General features: G+C 45.4%; 12 protein-coding genes and 2 tRNA genes. 8 read left to right on the plus strand and 6 right to left on the minus strand.

Annotated features, from left to right (window positions below; genetic code table 11):
* The first annotated feature begins 5 nt into the window (after positions 1 to 5).
* Positions 6 to 3,128 (plus strand): efflux RND transporter permease subunit, encoded by a 3,123-nt coding sequence (locus DW947_RS07175; protein WP_117962514.1) that lies wholly within the window; start codon positions 6 to 8, stop codon positions 3,126 to 3,128.
* Positions 3,129 to 3,420: 292 nt separating this feature from the next.
* Here DW947_RS07175 and DW947_RS07180 read toward each other — a convergent pair whose 3' ends face one another.
* Positions 3,421 to 3,870 (minus strand): type I restriction enzyme HsdR N-terminal domain-containing protein, encoded by a 450-nt coding sequence (locus DW947_RS07180; protein WP_117962516.1) that lies wholly within the window; start codon positions 3,868 to 3,870, stop codon positions 3,421 to 3,423.
* A 64-nt stretch (positions 3,871 to 3,934) separates the two neighbouring features.
* On the opposite strand from DW947_RS07180, the gene DW947_RS07185 reads away from it, so the two are divergent.
* The 5 genes from DW947_RS07185 (at position 3,935) to DW947_RS07205 (ending at position 8,897) form a co-directional block, all read left to right on the plus strand.
* On the plus strand, positions 3,935 to 4,711 hold the full coding sequence (locus DW947_RS07185) for an AMP nucleosidase (protein ID WP_005827785.1): 777 nt from the start codon (positions 3,935 to 3,937) through the stop codon (positions 4,709 to 4,711).
* A 41-nt stretch (positions 4,712 to 4,752) separates the two neighbouring features.
* Positions 4,753 to 5,772, plus strand: a complete 1,020-nt coding sequence (holA, locus tag DW947_RS07190; protein ID WP_005837183.1) for a DNA polymerase III subunit delta — start codon at positions 4,753 to 4,755, stop codon at positions 5,770 to 5,772.
* 870 nt (positions 5,773 to 6,642) lie between these two features.
* Entirely contained in the window at positions 6,643 to 7,104 is a 462-nt protein-coding gene (locus tag DW947_RS07195; protein ID WP_117962518.1) for a helix-turn-helix domain-containing protein, read from the plus strand.
* A gap of 117 nt (positions 7,105 to 7,221) precedes the next feature.
* Positions 7,222 to 7,998, plus strand: a complete 777-nt coding sequence (locus DW947_RS07200) for a dihydroorotate dehydrogenase electron transfer subunit (RefSeq protein WP_117962520.1) — start codon at positions 7,222 to 7,224, stop codon at positions 7,996 to 7,998.
* A complete protein-coding gene (locus DW947_RS07205; RefSeq protein WP_016273787.1) occupies positions 7,986 to 8,897 on the plus strand; it encodes a dihydroorotate dehydrogenase in 912 nt (303 codons plus the stop codon). The genes DW947_RS07200 and DW947_RS07205 overlap by 13 nt, the downstream gene beginning before the upstream one ends.
* A 93-nt stretch (positions 8,898 to 8,990) precedes the next feature.
* Here DW947_RS07205 and trmD read toward each other — a convergent pair whose 3' ends face one another.
* Positions 8,991 to 9,668 (minus strand): tRNA (guanosine(37)-N1)-methyltransferase TrmD, encoded by a 678-nt coding sequence (gene trmD / locus DW947_RS07210; RefSeq protein ID WP_005837186.1) that lies wholly within the window; start codon positions 9,666 to 9,668, stop codon positions 8,991 to 8,993.
* A gap of 89 nt (positions 9,669 to 9,757) precedes the next feature.
* Here trmD and ligA point away from each other — a divergent pair, with 89 nt between their 5' ends.
* The gene (gene ligA, locus DW947_RS07215) at positions 9,758 to 11,755 is read left to right on the plus strand and encodes an NAD-dependent DNA ligase LigA (protein WP_057089422.1); all 1,998 of its coding nucleotides are present in this window, start codon (positions 9,758 to 9,760) and stop codon (positions 11,753 to 11,755) included.
* 103 nt (positions 11,756 to 11,858) lie between these two features.
* Positions 11,859 to 12,752, plus strand: coding sequence for a 4-hydroxy-tetrahydrodipicolinate synthase (dapA, locus tag DW947_RS07220; RefSeq protein WP_005827769.1), 894 nt, complete (start codon positions 11,859 to 11,861; stop codon positions 12,750 to 12,752).
* Between the two features lie 494 nt (positions 12,753 to 13,246).
* Here the strand turns inward: dapA and DW947_RS07225 are convergent.
* From DW947_RS07225 to htpG, 4 genes are all read right to left on the minus strand, one after another.
* A tRNA-Arg gene (locus DW947_RS07225) sits at positions 13,247 to 13,320 on the minus strand.
* 23 nt (positions 13,321 to 13,343) lie between these two features.
* A tRNA-Arg gene (locus DW947_RS07230) sits at positions 13,344 to 13,417 on the minus strand.
* 75 nt (positions 13,418 to 13,492) lie between these two features.
* Positions 13,493 to 15,790, minus strand: coding sequence for a patatin-like phospholipase family protein (locus DW947_RS07235; protein WP_119958475.1), 2,298 nt, complete (start codon positions 15,788 to 15,790; stop codon positions 13,493 to 13,495).
* 181 nt (positions 15,791 to 15,971) lie between these two features.
* Entirely contained in the window at positions 15,972 to 18,020 is a 2,049-nt protein-coding gene (gene htpG, locus DW947_RS07240; RefSeq protein ID WP_005837191.1) for a molecular chaperone HtpG, read from the minus strand.
* Positions 18,021 to 18,116 lie beyond the last annotated feature (96 nt).

The raw sequence follows: 18,116 nt of genomic DNA on the forward strand, positions 1-18,116 counted from the left end.
AGCCTATGTTTTCAAAATTCTTCATAGACCGTCCTATCTTTGCTACCGTATTGGCGCTGCTCATCGTCGTAGCAGGACTGGTCACACTGGGCATCCTGCCCATTGCCCAATATCCGGACATCACACCACCCACCGTGCAGGTCAGTGCCGTATATCCCGGAGCCAATGCGCAGACGGTGGCACAAACCGTCGGCATCCCCATCGAGCAGCAAGTCAACGGAGTGGACGGAATGCTTTACATGTCCTCCAACTCCAGCTCATCGGGCGCTTACTCGCTGACCATCACTTTTGCCGTAGGCACGGACATTGATATGGCTACCGTACAAGTCCAGAACCGGGTAAGCGTGGCCCAATCGTCACTGCCTACTCCCGTTGTGGTACAAGGTGTCACGGTGCAGAAGCAGTCATCGAATATCGTGATGTTCCTCACCATGACATCGGACAGCAAAGACTACGACGGACTTTACCTCAGCAACTATGCCAAGCTGAATCTCGTAGACCAGTTAACACGCGTGCCCGGTGTAGGCGCCGTCAATGTGATGGGAGCAGGGGACTACTCCATGCGTATCTGGCTCGACCCTGCCGCCATGCGTATCCGCTATCTTTCGCCGGCCGATGTATACCAGGCCATCCAATCACAGAATGTGGAAGTCAGCGCAGGTAACGTAGGGCAACCCATCGGCACAGACAATAAAAATGCCTATCAATACAGCCTGACCGTAAAGGGCCGACTTACCTCGCCCGAAGAGTTCGGCAACATCATCCTGCGTACCGAAGCCGGAGGGAAGATACTCCGTCTGCGCGACGTGGCGCACATCGACCTGGGTTCGGCCTCTTACAGCGTAGTCTCCCAACTGGACGGGAAACCCACCGCCGCCATTGCTATCTATCAGCAACCGGGCAGCAACTCGCTGGACGTATCGAAAGGAGTAAAGGCCAAGATGCAGGAACTCTCGCAGAATTTCCCTACAGGCATACAATACAATGTAACCCTGGACACTACGGATGTCATTCATGCCTCCATAGACGAAGTGATGGTGACGTTCCTTGAAACAACCCTGCTGGTAGTTCTCGTCATCTTCCTGTTCCTGCAGAACTGGCGGGCGGTCGTCATCCCTTGTATCACTATTCCGGTATCACTCATCGGCACACTGGCCGTCATGTCCTTGTTCGGCTTCTCCATCAATACGCTGACGCTGTTCGGACTGATACTTGCCGTGGCCATCGTGGTGGATGATGCCATCGTGGTGGTGGAGAACTCCACGCGTCTGCTGGACACGGGGCGCTACACCTCCCGCCAGGCTGTGACCGAAGCGATGGGAGAGATTACCGGACCCATTGTCGGAGTAGTGCTGGTGCTACTTGCCGTATTTATCCCGACAACACTCGTCAGCGGCATATCAGGACAACTGTACAAACAGTTTGCCTTGACCATTGCAGCCAGCACCGTACTTAGCGGATTCAACTCACTGACCCTTACTCCGGCACTCTGTGCCTTGATGCTGCAACCTACCCGGCCTTCCAAGAATCCCTTGTATCGGGGGTTCAATCGTCTGTACGACAAGACACAAGGAGTTTACGACCGGATAGTGGAGTATCTGCTCCAACGCCCTGTTGCTTCCATCGTTTCGTATGCGGTGTTCACGCTGATTGCTGTCCTGCTGTTTGTCAAATGGCCCTCCACGTTTGTTCCGGAAGAAGATGACGGCTATTTCCTCGCAGTCGTACAGCTTCCCCCTGCATCGAGCCTGGAGCGTACCCAAGCCGTAGGGAAGCAGATAAATGAGATTCTCGATTCTTACCCCGAAGTAAAGGACTACATCGGCATATCCGGCTTCTCCGTGATGGGAGGAGGGGAACAGAGCAATGCGGCCACCTACTTCATCGTGCTGAAGAACTGGAATGAGCGCAAGGGAAAGGAACATACGGCTGAAGCCGTAGTGCAACGCTTCAATATGGAAGTGTATGGCATCCAGGAAGCAGAGATATTTGCCATGGTTCCGCCTGCCATCCCCGGGCTGGGAGCCACCGGAGGCCTGCAACTCCAATTGGAAGACCGCCACAACCTCGGTGCCACCGAGATGCAACGTGCCGTAGAGACCTTGATGGAGCACTACCGCAATTATCCGGCATTGGCATCGGTCAGCAGCCAGTACCAAGCCAATGTCCCGCAATATTTCCTGAATATCGACCGCGACAAGGTGCAACTGATGGGCATTCCGCTGAACAGCGTATTCACCGCCCTGGGCTACTATATGGGAGAGGCCTACGTCAATGATTATGTGCAGTTCGGCCACATCTACCAAGTGAAGCTGGGAGCAGGCGACCGTGCCCAGCGTGTCATCGACGATGTACTGAAACTGAGCGTTCCCAATGCATCGGGCGAAATGGTACCCTTCTCCTCCTTCACCCGGATGGAAGAACAGCTTGGCATGGACCAGATAAACCGCTACAACATGTACTCCACAGCAGCCGTGACCTGTAATGTGGCCCCGGGCAGCAGTTCGGGAGAAGGTATCCGGCAAATGGAAAGCTTAATCAAGAGCCAGCTTGGAGACGAGTTCGGCTACGAATGGACTTCGGTAGCCTATCAGGAGACACAGGCGGGCACCACTACGACCGTCGTATTCGTCATGGCGCTGCTGGTTGCCTTCCTTGTGCTTGCCGCACAATACGAGAGCTGGACCAGTCCGGTGGCCGCCGTAATGGGACTTCCGGTGGCGCTGCTCGGTGCCATGCTGGGATGCTATGTCATGGGCACTCCGGTCAGCATCTACACACAAATCGGCATCATCCTGCTGGTTGCCTTGTCTGCCAAAAACGGTATTCTGATTGTGGAGTTTGCACGTGACTTCCGTGCACAAGGCAATTCAATCCGCGATGCGGCATTCCAGGCCGGGCATATCCGTCTGCGGCCTATTCTGATGACATCGCTTGCATTCGTATTCGGGGTTATGCCGTTGCTTTTTGCAACGGGAGCAGGAGCGGGAAGCCGTATCGCACTGGGAGCTGCCGTAGTGTTCGGCATGGCGCTGAATACCTTGCTTGCCACGGTCTATATCCCGAATTTCTACGAATTGATGCAGAAGTTGCAGGAGAGGTTCAGCAGCAAGAAGGGGAATTCATAGCCGTTCGGGTGAGCGATGAAAGATGGAATAACTTGAAACCGGAAAGCATCAATCACATTGCGTTTTTTCCTTACAAAAACAGTCGAATACACATTCATTTCCCGACTCCTTCTGTTTCACTCACCGAACGAACGGGATTCAGTCAGGGACTGAAAGGCTTTCACTCAGGGACTGAATGCCTTTCAGTCCCTGACTCATTATCCCCCCTCTCAGAAGCTATTCTGAAGGGGGTGGGACAAGCAGGCTCAACACCAAATAAGTAGAATGAAAATATTTGACGAATTATCTTTTTCTACAAATTCCGGTACTCCGGTATATCCTGCAGGAAAGTATAACTGTTGTGCTCGTAATCCATGCGACAACAGTAATGCTGAAGCCCGTTGCTGACAATCAGATAATCCACTTTCAGCACCATGTTGTAACGGGTAATCTGGTCGAAAACTTTTTGGGTGATTTCTATTTCAGGCGCCTTGTATTCCACAATCATCCGGGCGGTAAGGTCGCGTCGATAGAGCACTGTATCACAGCGTTTCTTTGTACCGTTCAGCTGTACCTGCACCTCATTTGCCATAAGCGCCTGCGGATACCCCTTGTGAGCAAGAAGAAAGTGGACGAAGTGCTGCCGCACCCATTCTTCAGGGGTCAAGGCGACATAACGACGACGGATTACATCGAAAATAACATTTTTTCCGTTCCTTGCGGCAATTTTAGCATCGAATGCTGGTAGGTTTAACGATAACATTTACTACATTTGTAAGTTAAATAATGGTTCCCGTCTTTTGGGAACACAAATTTAATGAAATCTTATGAAAACAAAAGAAGAAATCGTAGCCAATTGGCTGCCCCGTTACACAAAGCGTAACCTGGAGGATTTTGGAGAGTACATTCTGTTGACCAACTTCAACAAGTACGTAGAGATTTTCGCAGAAAAGTTCAATGTTCCCATTCTCGGTAAAGATGCCAACATGATATCTGCCAGTGCAGAAGGAATGACCATCATTAATTTTGGTATGGGAAGTCCTAATGCCGCCATTATCATGGACTTGCTGAGTGCTATCAAGCCCAAGGCATGTCTGTTTCTGGGTAAGTGCGGCGGTATAGACAAGAAAAATAGAATAGGGGACCTCATCCTTCCCATTGCCGCCATCCGTGGCGAGGGTACCTCCAACGACTACTTCCCACCTGAAGTCCCGTCACTCCCGGCATTTATGCTGCAACGTGCCGTTTCTTCTGCCATCCGCGATTATGCCCGTGACTACTGGACCGGTACCGTATACACCACCAACCGCCGCATTTGGGAACATGACGAGGAATTCAAAGAATATCTGAAGAAAACCCGTGCCATGGCTGTCGATATGGAAACGGCAACCCTATTCAGCTGCGGTTTTGCCAATCATATTCCCACGGGAGCTCTTCTGCTGGTTTCAGACCAACCGATGATTCCGGAAGGTGTAAAAACCGATAAAAGCGACAATCTGGTGACCCAGAATTATGTAAAGGAGCATGTTGAAATCGGCATCGCATCCTTGCGCATGATTATTGATGAAAAGAAAACCGTAAAACACTTGAAGTTCGACTGGTAATCCGTTACGGGACATCCCTCGTATAGCACTTACTTTATTATATGGCAAAACAAGAAACAACCTGTGATGATATTCTAAAAGAGTTGAGAGCCAAGCAATACCGCCCCGTCTACTATCTCATGGGCGAGGAATCGTATTACATAGACCTCATCTCCGACTATATTGTAGACAATGTTCTCACTGACACCGAAAAGGAATTCAACCTGACCGTAGTCTACGGTGCAGATGTGGATATAGCCACTGTCATCAATGCAGCCAAACGCTATCCGATGATGTCCGAACGCCAGGTCGTAGTCGTAAAGGAAGCGCAGGCCATCCGCAACATGGAAGAGCTTTCATACTACCTACAAAAGCCGTTGAACTCCACCATTCTTGTTCTATGCCACAAACATGGGGTGCTGGACAGAAGAAAGAAGCTGGCAGCCGAAATAGAGAAGGTGGGAGTTCTATTCGAATCCAAGAAGGTGAAGGATGCCCAGTTGCCGGCATTCATCACCTCATACATGAAGCGCAAAGGTGTAGACTTGGATCCTAAAGCCACCTCCATGCTTGCCGATTTCGTAGGTACGGACCTCAGCCGCCTTACGGGAGAACTGGAAAAACTGATTATAACTCTTCCAAAAGGTCAGACACGCGTCACCCCCGAACAGATAGAACGTAACATCGGAATCAGTAAGGATTATAATAACTTTGAACTTCGCAGTGCCATTGTAGAAAAAGACATACTAAAGGCCAATAAAATAATAAAATATTTTGAAGAAAATCCGAAAACAAACCCTATCCAGATGACTTTATCTTTACTTTTCGGCTTCTTCTCCAACTTGATGTTGGCCTACTATGCCCCCGAAAAAACAGAGCAGGGCATTGCCAGTTTCATAGGCTTGAAGACTCCCTGGCAGTCGCGCGAATACCTAAGCGCCATGCGTCGCTACAGCGGAGTAAAGACCATGCAGATAATCGGGGAGATTCGATATGCAGATGCCAAGTCCAAAGGAGTGGGAAATTCCTCTTTAAGCGATGGAGACATCCTCCGGGAACTGGTCTTTAAGATTCTGCACTAACAACCAACCAATTTGCTATCATTCTGCTATTTTTAGGGGGATTTATCCCCCTTTTTTCTATTTCACCCTTCAATACAGATGAGAGAATAGGGGATAAACCTCATATTTACAATATGTTATACTCATTTACAAGCCCTGAGAATCGTTTTTTCACAACGAATCGACCATTTATACGGAAATAAAGCAAGGATTCAAGTTTTGAAGAATTGAGAATGAGGAGAGAAGTTTATTTTCTTATTCATGTCCACATTTTTTCTTCTTGGTAAGGAGAATATAAAAATCACTCTGGCTTTAAAATTGCCCCAAAAAGAATCTGCCATACCTTTTAAAGAGGACGATAGTTGTAATCTTCAACTATATGAATTGACCATTGTAAACCTGAAACATTACATAAATACTAAAACATAGTTTGTTATATAACATATGTGATACTACATTTGTAAACACAAATGTAATGCACCGTATTTAACACCGTAAACCAATGATTTACAAATATAATAGAGTAGGGGTTAACCCAGTCATTAATAAAACATAACTATTGCATTATCAGCAAAATACACTATTTTATCAAACTATTAAATCATATAATACAGAATACTGGTAACAAACAAATGTAATATAGGACTTACCACAAAATAAATTCATCATAAAACATTCATAACAAAGAAAATAGCATGTTTTATTAAATCTTCAATAAGCCTCTATTCTACTACTGATTTGCATTATCGCATTTGTAATCATTAATATCGTAATAATATCATTTCGTTTGTAAAAATCAAAATATTACATTTTTAATTTGCTTTTGTGATACCATTTTTTTACTTTTGTAATCCAATAAACGTCATACACAATTGTAATAATACATAAGCCATGAGTATAAAAGACAGATTCAAAATGGTTATGGACCGGGAGAAAATGACAGCAGGAGCTTTTGCCGAAAGTATCGGTGTGGCCCAAGCCACCATTTCTCACATCTTAGGTCCGCGTAACAAATATCCAAGTACGGAAGTCATTCTCCGATTGCATCAACGATACAACGACATAAACTTGGAGTGGCTGCTTACCGGAAAAGGCAATATGAGTAATAATCCGGATTCACCCGAAAACGATGGATTCGACTATCCTCTATTCGCCGAGAATTCGGAAAATCTGTCCAACGGGACGGAAGAATCTGAAAATCGCAAGGAAATTGTATTAGAAACAGCCTCAAAAGCACCTAAAGAGATTGTAAAACAAGAGATTATATACAAAGAAAGGCCTCCCAGAAAAATCACTGAAATAAGAATTTTCTTTGATGACAATACCTACGAGACTTTCAAACCGGAAAATTAGGGAATGAGAATGGAAATAGACTAACGCCCCGGCATAAAAAAGAAACGGGTTCATTTTATTCTGCACTCGGTTTACACTATCTTTGCACCCGAAAGAAAAACATCCCTCTTTATAGATATGAAAAAGTATATTTTAGATCTGACAGTGACAGAGAACCTCCGCTTGCATGCCAACTACGTGTTGTTGAAGCTGACTTCTCCATCCCCACTTCCGGAAATGCTTCCGGGACAATTTGCAGAGATTCGCGTGGACGGCTCGCCTACCACTTTCTTACGCCGCCCCATCTCCATCAATTATGTAGATAGACAACGGAACGAAGTATGGTTCTTAATCCAACTCGTAGGTGACGGAACCAAGCGATTAGGAGAAGCAAAATCGGGCGACATAGTCAATGTAGTGCTTCCGCTGGGAAACTGCTTCACAATGCCTGAAAAAGCCTCAGACAAGCTCTTATTGGTAGGCGGAGGTGTAGGTACAGCTCCTATGTTATATTTAGGCGAACAGCTCGCCAAGAGAGGCTGCAAGCCAACCTTCCTGCTGGGTGCCAGAAGTGACAAGGACTTGCTTCAATTGGAACAGTTTGCCGCCTATGGCGAGGTGTATACCACCACCGAAGATGGCAGCCACGGAGAGAAGGGATATGTAACGCAACACTCCATATTAGATAAGGTGTGTTTTGAGCAGATATATACTTGCGGCCCCAAACCGATGATGATGGCAGTAGCAAAGTATGCCAAAAGTAAAGGCATCAGTTGCGAGGTATCTCTGGAAAATATGATGGCATGTGGCATAGGCGCTTGTCTATGCTGTGTGGAAAATACCACGGAAGGCCATTTGTGCGTATGTAAAGAAGGTCCGGTTTTTAATATAAACAAACTATTATGGCAGATTTAAGTGTAAATATTGGTGAATTACAAATGAATAATCCGGTGATGACTGCATCCGGAACATTCGGATATGGTGAAGAATTCGCCGATTTCATCGAACTATCGCGAATAGGTGGTATAATTGTAAAGGGAACTACCCTTCACAAACGTGAAGGCAATCCATATCCGCGCATGGCAGAGACTCCTTCGGGTATGTTAAACGCTGTGGGACTGCAAAATAAGGGTGTACATTACTTTGTTGAACACATCTATCCCCGCATCAAGGACATTCAGACCAACATGATTGTGAATGTTTCGGGGTCTGCCATCGAAGACTATGCCGAAACAGCCGCAATCATTAATGAACTTGACAAAATTCCTGCCATAGAGTTGAACATCTCTTGCCCCAATGTGAAGCAAGGAGGAATGGCATTCGGTGTTACCGCCAAAGGAGCAGAAGAAGTGGTGAAAGCCGTGCGCTCAGTTTACAAAAAGACACTTATCGTAAAGCTCTCACCGAACGTTACCGACATCACCGAAATAGCCCGCGCAGCCGAAAATGGCGGTGCAGACAGCGTTTCCCTCATCAATACCCTGCTGGGAATGGCTATAGACGCGGAACGCAGGCGTCCGATACTCTCCACCGTAACCGGTGGTATGTCCGGTGCGGCCGTGAAACCCATTGCCTTACGTATGGTATGGCAAGTGGCTAAAGCGGTAAAAATCCCCGTCATAGGCTTGGGGGGTATCATGAACTGGAAAGATGCTGTGGAATTCATGCTTGCAGGTGCCTCTGCCATCCAGATTGGTACGGCAAACTTCATTGATCCGGCGGTTACAGTGAAAGTGGTAGAAGGAATAAATGACTATCTTGACAGACACGGTTATCAGTCTGTAAAGGATATTATCGGTGCACTCGATGTATAAAGAATAACAAGAGATTGCCATTCGCAATATATATTCATAAAAAAGGACATTCATTAATGAATGTCCTTTTTCTTTTTATTTACATCAGTAAACTTACTCTCCCAACAAATCCGGACGCAGTCTACGAGTCCTTTCCAAAGACTGTTGCAGCTCCCATTCCTTAATCTTGGCCTCATGTCCGGAAAGTAAAATATCCGGAACCTTCCATCCATTGTAATCAGCGGGGCGTGTATAGACCGGCGCAGCCAGCAGATTGTCCTGAAAGGAATCTGAAAGTGCAGACTGCTCATCGGAAATCACTCCCGGAATGATACGGACGATGGCATCTGCCATGACAGCCGCCGCCAGTTCTCCGCCAGTCAACACATAGTCGCCGATACTGATTTCCTTGGTGATGAGATGCTCGCGAATCCGGTAATCTATCCCTTTGAAATGCCCGCAGAGAATGATGAGATTCTGGGCAAGGGAAAGAGTATTTGCCATCGGCTGATTGAACTGCTCACCATCGGGGGTGGTAAAGATAACCTCGTCGTAATCCCGCTCGGCCTTCAAGGCGTTGATACACCGCTCTATCGGCTCTATCTTCATGACCATTCCGGCAAAGCCGCCAAACGGATAATCGTCTACACGACGGTACTTATCTTCCGTATAATCACGAAGATTATGGATATGTATCTCTGCAAGCCCTTTATTTTGAGCACGTTTCATGATGGAGCAGTTAAAGAATCCCTCAATCATCTCCGGCAAAACTGTGATAATGTCAATGCGCATATAACTTTATTTTAGCTATTTCAAGCTGCAAAAGTACAAATATTCGGGGAGAAACCCGTATTTTTGCGTTCAAACAATCCGAAAACCCTATGACTGTAAAAGAAAAAATAGACCAGCTCCGTGCGGAATTACACCAGCACAACTACAATTATTATGTGCTGAATGCTCCTGAAATATCCGACAAGGAGTTTGACGACCTGATGCGCGAGCTACAAGACTTAGAGAAAGAACATCCTGAATACCAAGATGATAATTCGCCCACGATGCGTGTAGGGAGTGATTTGAATAAGAACTTTACACAAGTGGCACACAAATATCCCATGCTTTCATTGGGAAACACCTATTCCGAAAACGAAGTGACCGACTTTTACGAACGGGTAAAGAAAGCGTTGAATGAGGATTTTGAAATCTGCTGCGAGCTGAAGTATGACGGTACTTCCATCTCGCTGACTTACGAGGATGGCAAACTGGTGCGTGCCGTCACCCGTGGCGACGGCGAAAAGGGCGATGACGTGACGGACAATGTAAAGACAATCCGAACGATTCCACTGGTCCTCCATGGGGATTATCCTAAATCATTCGAAATCAGAGGGGAAATCCTGATGCCCTGGGTGGTTTTCGAAGAACTGAACCGGGAAAAGGAAGCACGTGAGGAACCGCTTTTCGCCAATCCGCGCAACGCTGCTTCCGGTACCTTGAAGTTGCAGAATTCCGCCATCGTAGCATCCAGAAAGCTGGATGCTTATCTCTACTATCTATTGGGAGAGGAATTGCCCTGCGACGGCCATTACGAGAATCTGCAAGCCGCCGCCAGCTGGGGATTTAAAACATCAGAGCACACCAGAAAAGCCCACAGCCTGGAGGAAGTCTTCGAATACATCAATTATTGGGACACGGAGCGTAAGAACCTTCCGGTAGCTACTGATGGTATTGTACTAAAAGTCAACAGCTTGAGACAACAAAAGAATTTGGGATTCACAGCCAAGTCCCCCCGGTGGGCCATCGCATACAAATTCCAGGCAGAACGTGCACTGACACGCTTGAATAGGGTTACCTACCAAGTAGGACGTACCGGCGCAGTCACTCCGGTTGCCAATCTGGACCCCGTACAACTGTCCGGCACCATTGTGAAACGTGCCTCCCTGCACAATGCAGATATTATCGAGGGGCTGGACCTGCATATAGGCGACATGGTGTATGTGGAAAAAGGCGGTGAAATCATCCCCAAAATAACCGGTGTCGATAAGGATGCCCGCAGTATGCTTATCGGTGAAAAAGTGAAGTTCATCACCCATTGTCCCGAATGCGGCAGCAAACTGATACGTTTTGAAGGAGAAGCAGCCCACTATTGCCCCAATGAAACCGCTTGTCCTCCGCAGATTAAAGGGAAAATAGAGCATTTCATCAGCCGCAAAGCCATGAATATAGACGGACTGGGACCTGAAACAGTAGATATGTTCTACCGATTGGGACTGATAAAGGATACTGCAGATTTATACCAGCTCAAAACCGATGACATCAAGAACCTGGAACGGATGGGCGAAAAATCGGCAGAAAACATAGTCAACGGTATTGCGGCAAGTAAAGAAGTGCCATTCGAAAGAGTACTCTTTGCACTGGGCATACGCTTCGTGGGAGAAACGGTTGCCAAGAAAATAGCCAAGTCCTTTACGGACATCGAAGAACTGGAAAACGCAGACCTCGAAAAGCTGAAAAACATCGATGAAATCGGTGAAAAAATAGCGCAGAGCATTATAACCTACTTCTCCAATCCTGCCAACAGAGAGCTGGTGGAACGGCTGAAATCGAACGGTCTGCAACTCCACCGGACGGAAGAAGACCTCAGCGGATACACCGACAAACTGGCGGGCCAGTCCATTGTCATCAGCGGCGTATTCACCCACCACTCACGGGACGAATACAAAGAGATGATTGAAAAGAACGGTGGGAAAAACGTCGGCAGTATCTCCTCCAAAACCAGCTTTATCCTGGCCGGAGAAAATATGGGACCTGCCAAACTGGAGAAAGCGCAGAAACTGGGAGTAAAGATTATGAGCGAAGATGAGTTTTTGGCATTGCTATCCTAACAAATTTCCACAAAAAGCTTTTTTATGGCTTATATTTGTAGGGTAAATCGAAAAAATTCGTACTTTTGCGAGTCATTTAATTAGAGATTACTTTATAATACTCATGATACAGACAAGATTGAAAGGAATGGGGGTAGCGCTGATTACTCCATTTAAAGAGGATGAAAGCGTTGATTACGATGCGTTGATGCGTTTGGTAGACTATCAACTTCAAAACAATACCGACTTTTTATGTGTGCTCGGCACCACGGCAGAAACTCCGACTCTGACTGAAGAAGAGAAAAAGAAAATCAAGAAAATGGTCATCGAGCGAGTGAACGGAAGAATTCCTATCCTGCTGGGCGTAGGTGGAAACAACACCCGGGCCATAGTGGAAACACTGAAAAATGACGATTTCACCGGAGTAGATGCCATTCTCTCCGTTGTTCCATATTATAACAAGCCCTCACAAGAAGGTATATATCAGCATTATAAGGCCATTTCTGAAGCAACGGATTTGCCGATTGTGCTTTATAATGTCCCCGGTCGTACCGGCGTGAACATGAAGGCAGAAACAACCCTGCGCATTGCACGTGATTTCAAGAATGTGATAGCCGTCAAAGAAGCTTCGGGCGACATCACGCAGATGGATGACATCATCAAAAACAAACCGGCCAATTTCGACGTTATTTCGGGCGATGACGGCATCACCTTCCCTCTGATTACCCTGGGGGCCGTCGGCATTATCTCGGTCATCGGAAACGCGTTCCCACGTGAGTTCAGCCGTATGGTACGTCTGGCACTGCAAGGGGACTATGCCAATGCATTGACCATTCACCACAAATTTGCCGAATTATTCAAGCTTCTGTTTGTAGACGGCAACCCTGCCGGAGTAAAAGCCATGCTGAATGTAATGGGAATGATTGAGAACAAGCTCCGCCTGCCATTGGTGCCGACCAGAATCACTACTTTCGAAGCCATGCGCAAGATTCTGGATGAATTGAACATCAAATGCTAAGGCCTTATACCGCCCCTATAGGATATTAATTTCCAGTATACAACATATTAATATCAGATATGCAAGGAGTTAATTTTGTGGAAACACGGAATTAACTCCTTCTTTTTTTCCTATGTGACTATATTTATCAGTACAATAATCCCAAAACAGTCTACTGATTACGTTATAAAGCAAAAAGACATCTGGTTAAATCGAGAAAAAGACGTCTCTAGCTCAATCAAGACAAGACTATTATTTCAGCTAATCTATTAGTTCACAACACTGAACACTTTGTTTCAGCAGAGAAAAACACTTTGTTTTTATATGATGGAACAAAGTGTTCTGTCAAGGGAAACAAAGTGTTCTCCATAATGAAACAAAGTGTTTAGTTAAGGGAAACAGTTTGTTTCATTATAGAGAACACGCGCCAGTGCCATACAAGGGGAGAACATCAACTATATGCCATTGCTGTAAAAACAAAGAACCTCCGCAAGTTTTCTTGCGGAGGTTCTTTGTGATCGCGACAGGATTCAAACCTGTAACCGGCTGATCCGTAGTCAGCTACTCTATTCAGTTGAGCTACGCGACCCTTAAAAAAATTATGAAAACTTGTGACCGCGACAGGATTCAAACCTGTAACCGGCTGATCCGTAGTCAGCTACTCTATTCAGTTGAGCTACGCGGCCTCTTTGTTTAACGGGTGCAAAGATACGTACTTTTTCCGAATTAGCAAACGATATACAAACTTTTTTTGAAGAAATTTATTCGACAAAGCGATAATTAAACAACTGCCAACCGATAGTCATCCCCACATTCCACTCCCTTCTCGGTGAGCTATAATGATTTACATAAGCAGAGATGGCTCCGAAGGGCAAATGACAAATAACAGAAACTTCTCCCATATACTCAAAGCGGGAGAATGCTTTTCCATAATATGCTTTATTCAATGCATTCTTTTTTATCGGAAAAATTGGTGTAAAGCCATAAAATTCTGTCCGGAACTGGAACATGTCGTTCAAAACATATATGGGTTTGATGCCGGCAGCCACATACTGGTTGGCACGAAAAGCTTCATTGTACATCAGTTTACTATGCGGAGTCGGTGCAAATTCTCCTGCCTGCATCATGGTTGCCGTATAATTCTCGGAGAAATTCTTCGATGAATACAGTGCTTCTGCCATCCATCCCAGGGTAAATTTCGGCCCCATTGTGTGATATGCCTCTTTCATATAAGATATTTGCAACCATGATTGCCGCTCTTGCGGAGAAGGACTGTACCCTTCTTGCGGATTCCCCGGTTCAAATCTTTCCCTCCCGGTAAAGACCTGAGCTATCAGCTTCTCCAGATAGCCTTTTGTCGCGTATTGCCGCGTATTCAGGGTGCTCCCATAGAAACCGATGGAACCTCCCAAAAGTTTGTAGGTACTTCTGTCCGAACGGTCCTTATCGAAATCTATTACGCTGGATTGAAAGTAGTTATCTTCCAGTTGGCCATATCCCAGACTGAACTCCGCACGTTTATTGGCCAGAAACGGCAAGGCAACCATCAACTTCACAAAACGTTCGTCCTTTGAATTGAATGAAGGCTTGTCATTCCTGGAAAACAGCTTATCCTTCTTGTAGTAATCGAAGGTACTGATTGAAGCAATAAAACGAAAGGACGTAGGTATGTTGGTAGGCAAATCAATCTTACCCATCAACTGGGCATTATTATAAATCTTACCCAACTGACCGTCAAAAGTGATTTCCTTGGAATAATAATTCAAGTTCTGATATCCTATTCCCAAATAGATTTGATTTGAGCTTGTGGTAGAGACACTGCCCCCCAGACGCACGGAAAAATTATCCTCCATCTTCACTTTCAAATGCAGTTGATATAAATCGGCTTCCGAATCATACACTGCGTGAGGAACTATTTCCGAAATCATATTATCCGCCAGCAAACGAAAATACCCGCGCTTCAAGTCTTCATAAGTAAAGACTTCATGCTCCTCATCATGAAATTCTTTTTTGATATAGGCTTGTTGTTGGGCATTCGCCCCTTCAATAATGATATCCCGGAAACGGAATTGGGGCAGGTTACTCCGGAAGACAAGACGCCTTAAACGCACATTATCAGCATTCACCCTACGATGAACACGGCTTTTGATGGAATCCATCATATTAAGGGTACGGTTGTAGCCTATATCGTGCAATTCCTGCAGACGGTCAAAATCCAGCAGGTTGACATCGTCGTACTTGAAGGTCATGACTATACCCAATGAGTCCGGAATGGAGTAATCAGTCTTCTGCATAATCATATTCTCCAATTGGCTCATCAGGTTATTTTCCTTCGGCTTACCGGGATTGGCCGCCACCACACTGCCAATGATGACATCCGGATGAAAATCCTCACGCATCACATCCGTAGGGAAATTATTGTAAATGCCGCCATCATAAGCAAGTATACTGTCTATTTCTATCGGTTTGAAGACAAATGGAAAGCTCATGGAAGCACGTACCGCATCTCCCAAATCCCCTTTACTCAATACCAATGGCTTTTTATTGTACACATCGGATGCTATACAGCGAAAAGGAACAAACAGTTTGTTGAAATTACCGCCACATGCAGCCGTAGCACGTGCAAACAATTCCACAAATACCAGGTTCATCTGTATGGGGTTGACCATGCTTGTGGGAAGTATCTGGGGCTTTATATGCAGCGAGTCCCTAAAAGCAAAACGGATATTAAAAAATTCCGGTGAAGGACGATTCTTCTTAAAATAATACTCGTATTTAGGCTCCACTTTGCCCGAATACCAACGCTTAAAGTCGGGAGAGCGCAACAGCGCCTCCATATCGTCCGGGGAATACCCCATAGCATACAGAGAACCGATGATAGCTCCCATAGAGGTTCCGGTTATATAATCAATGGGGATATTATTCTCTTCCAAAGCCCGGATAATGCCTATATGAGTCATGCCTTTTGCTCCACCGCCACTCAGTACAAGCCCCACTTTCTGAGCTTGTAAAATAAAGCCACATAGAAGAAACGAAAAAAACAATAAAACTCTTTTCATAACTATGCTATTCCGAGTAAGATAAATGTTCATTGCCCCAAATATAAACAATAGTTTCTAAAAATGCCGTATTCAACGAAGAAAATCACACCCTAATTGGTGAAAATGAATAAAAAAAGGGTATTGCGACTCCGAAGAATCACAATACCCTTGCATATATTAAATGCAAATTTAAAGGGGCTTATTTTATCAGGTCAATGCTTCTCTTGACAAAGTTGTTCAAAGCTTCACCTTTCAACATACCATTCTGCAGCAGTGCCAAATCTATCAGTTGACGGACAACCTTATTCTTGGCAGCATAATCGGCGAAGATGCCTTCTTTCTGTGTTTTCAGTTCGTCCCACTTCTTATCCAGCTCATTCACTTTATCCTTTTCGGCAGTCGGTATATCCTCATCTTTCTTGCCTTCCTGCTTCTTTTTCAGGTCAGTACGCTGCTTGTTCACTTCATCCATCTCTGCCTGAACCGGAGCAACGGCAGCAGCACATTCCTTATCTTCATCTGCCAGAACTTCTTTTACCAGCTTATGGTCTGAATTCAATACCAGGTTAAACATATCCGGCATTTCGCCATAGAAGCTCATTCCAGCCTGGATATTAGCCATTTCCTTCATACGGCGCATGTACTCGCTCTGAGTTATCATGATAGGAGTGGCATTTTCGCCCAAAGCCTGCGCCGTGATGTTGAACTCCGTCTTATCCATCTTGGGCAACTGGCTCTTGAAGATGGAAGAAAGAACTTCCTGCTTGCCGGCTTCCAACGCTTCGTTCTTCTTGTCTTCCTTGACAATCAGATTATCAATAATATCGCTGTCTACACGAGTGAAGCGAACCTTTTCGAACTTCTGTTCCAACATGCTCACCACCGCAATGTCCAGCTGTCCATCCATCAACAGCACATTGTATCCTTTATTCGTAGCGGCCTCTATGTAGCTGTATTGTTCATCTTTATTGTTGGCATACAGATAAATCAGATTTCCATCCTTATCCGTCTGGTTATCTTTAATCAACGTCTTATACTCTTCGAAAGTATAATATTTGCTGTCTGTATCGGTGAAAAGGGCAAAGTCCTTGGCTCTATCATAGAAATCTTCCTGCGTAAGCATTCCGTAGTTGATGAAGATTTTCAAGTCATTCCACTTTTCCTCAAATTGCTTACGGTCGTTCTTGAAGATGGACTGCAAACGGTCTGACACCTTTTTCGTGATATATGTAGAAATTTTCTTCACGTTGGCATCGCTCTGCAAATAAGAACGGGAAACGTTCAATGGAATGTCCGGTGAATCGAGCACACCATGCAGCAGGGTCAAGAAGTCGGGAACAATACCTTCCACCGAATCCGTCACATATACCTGGTTGCAGTAGAGCTGAATCTTATTCTTGTTCAACTCGATGTTGCTCTTCACTTTGGGGAAGTACAGAATACCGGTAAGGTGGAACGGATAATCCACATTCAGATGAATCCAGAACAAAGGTTCGTCGGACATGGGATAAAGGTCACGGTAGAACTTCTTGTAATCTTCATCTTTCAATTCGCTGGGTTTCAGCGTCCACAACGGGTTGGAATCATTGATGATATTATCCTCGGCAGTTTCAACCTGCTTGCCGTCTTTCCATTCTTTCTTCTTGCCGAATGCAACCGGAATAGGGAGGAAGCTGCAATACTTCTTCAACAAAGAGGAAATGCGCGCTTCTTCAAGGAATTCCTTGCAGTCATCGTCTATGTAAAGAACGATATCCGTACCACGTTCTGCCTTATCAGTGTCTTCAATCGTAAACTCCGGACTGCCATCGCATGTCCACTTTACAGCCTGGGCGCCTTCCCGATAGGATTTAGTGATGATTTCGACTTTCTTGGCAACCATAAAAGCCGAATAGAAACCCAATCCAAAATGGCCGATGATGGCGTTGGCATCGTTTTTATATTTCTCAAGGAAGTCATTGGCGCCAGAGAAAGCTATCTGGTTAATATACTTGTCTATTTCTTCAGCCGTAAGACCTATACCATGGTCGGACACCGTAATGGTATCTTTTCCCAGCGAGACATGTACGGTTAAATCGCCAACTTCACCCTTGAACTCACCGATAGAGGAGAGTGTTTTCAGCTTCTGTGTAGCATCAACCGCGTTAGAAACCAACTCACGGAGAAAAATTTCATGATCACTATACAAGAACTTTTTAATGACGGGGAAGATATTCTCAGTAGTTACCCCAATATTACCTTTTTGCATACTACATTTATATTTTTTAGATTTATATTTTTAATTATTCCGGCAGATATAGCACAAAAAAAATGCCAGCCCATAAGGACTGACATTTTGACGGTT

Origin of the sequence: Bacteroides sp. AM44-19, assembly GCF_003603395.1 — a bacterium.
GTDB lineage: Bacteria > Bacteroidota > Bacteroidia > Bacteroidales > Bacteroidaceae > Bacteroides > Bacteroides uniformis.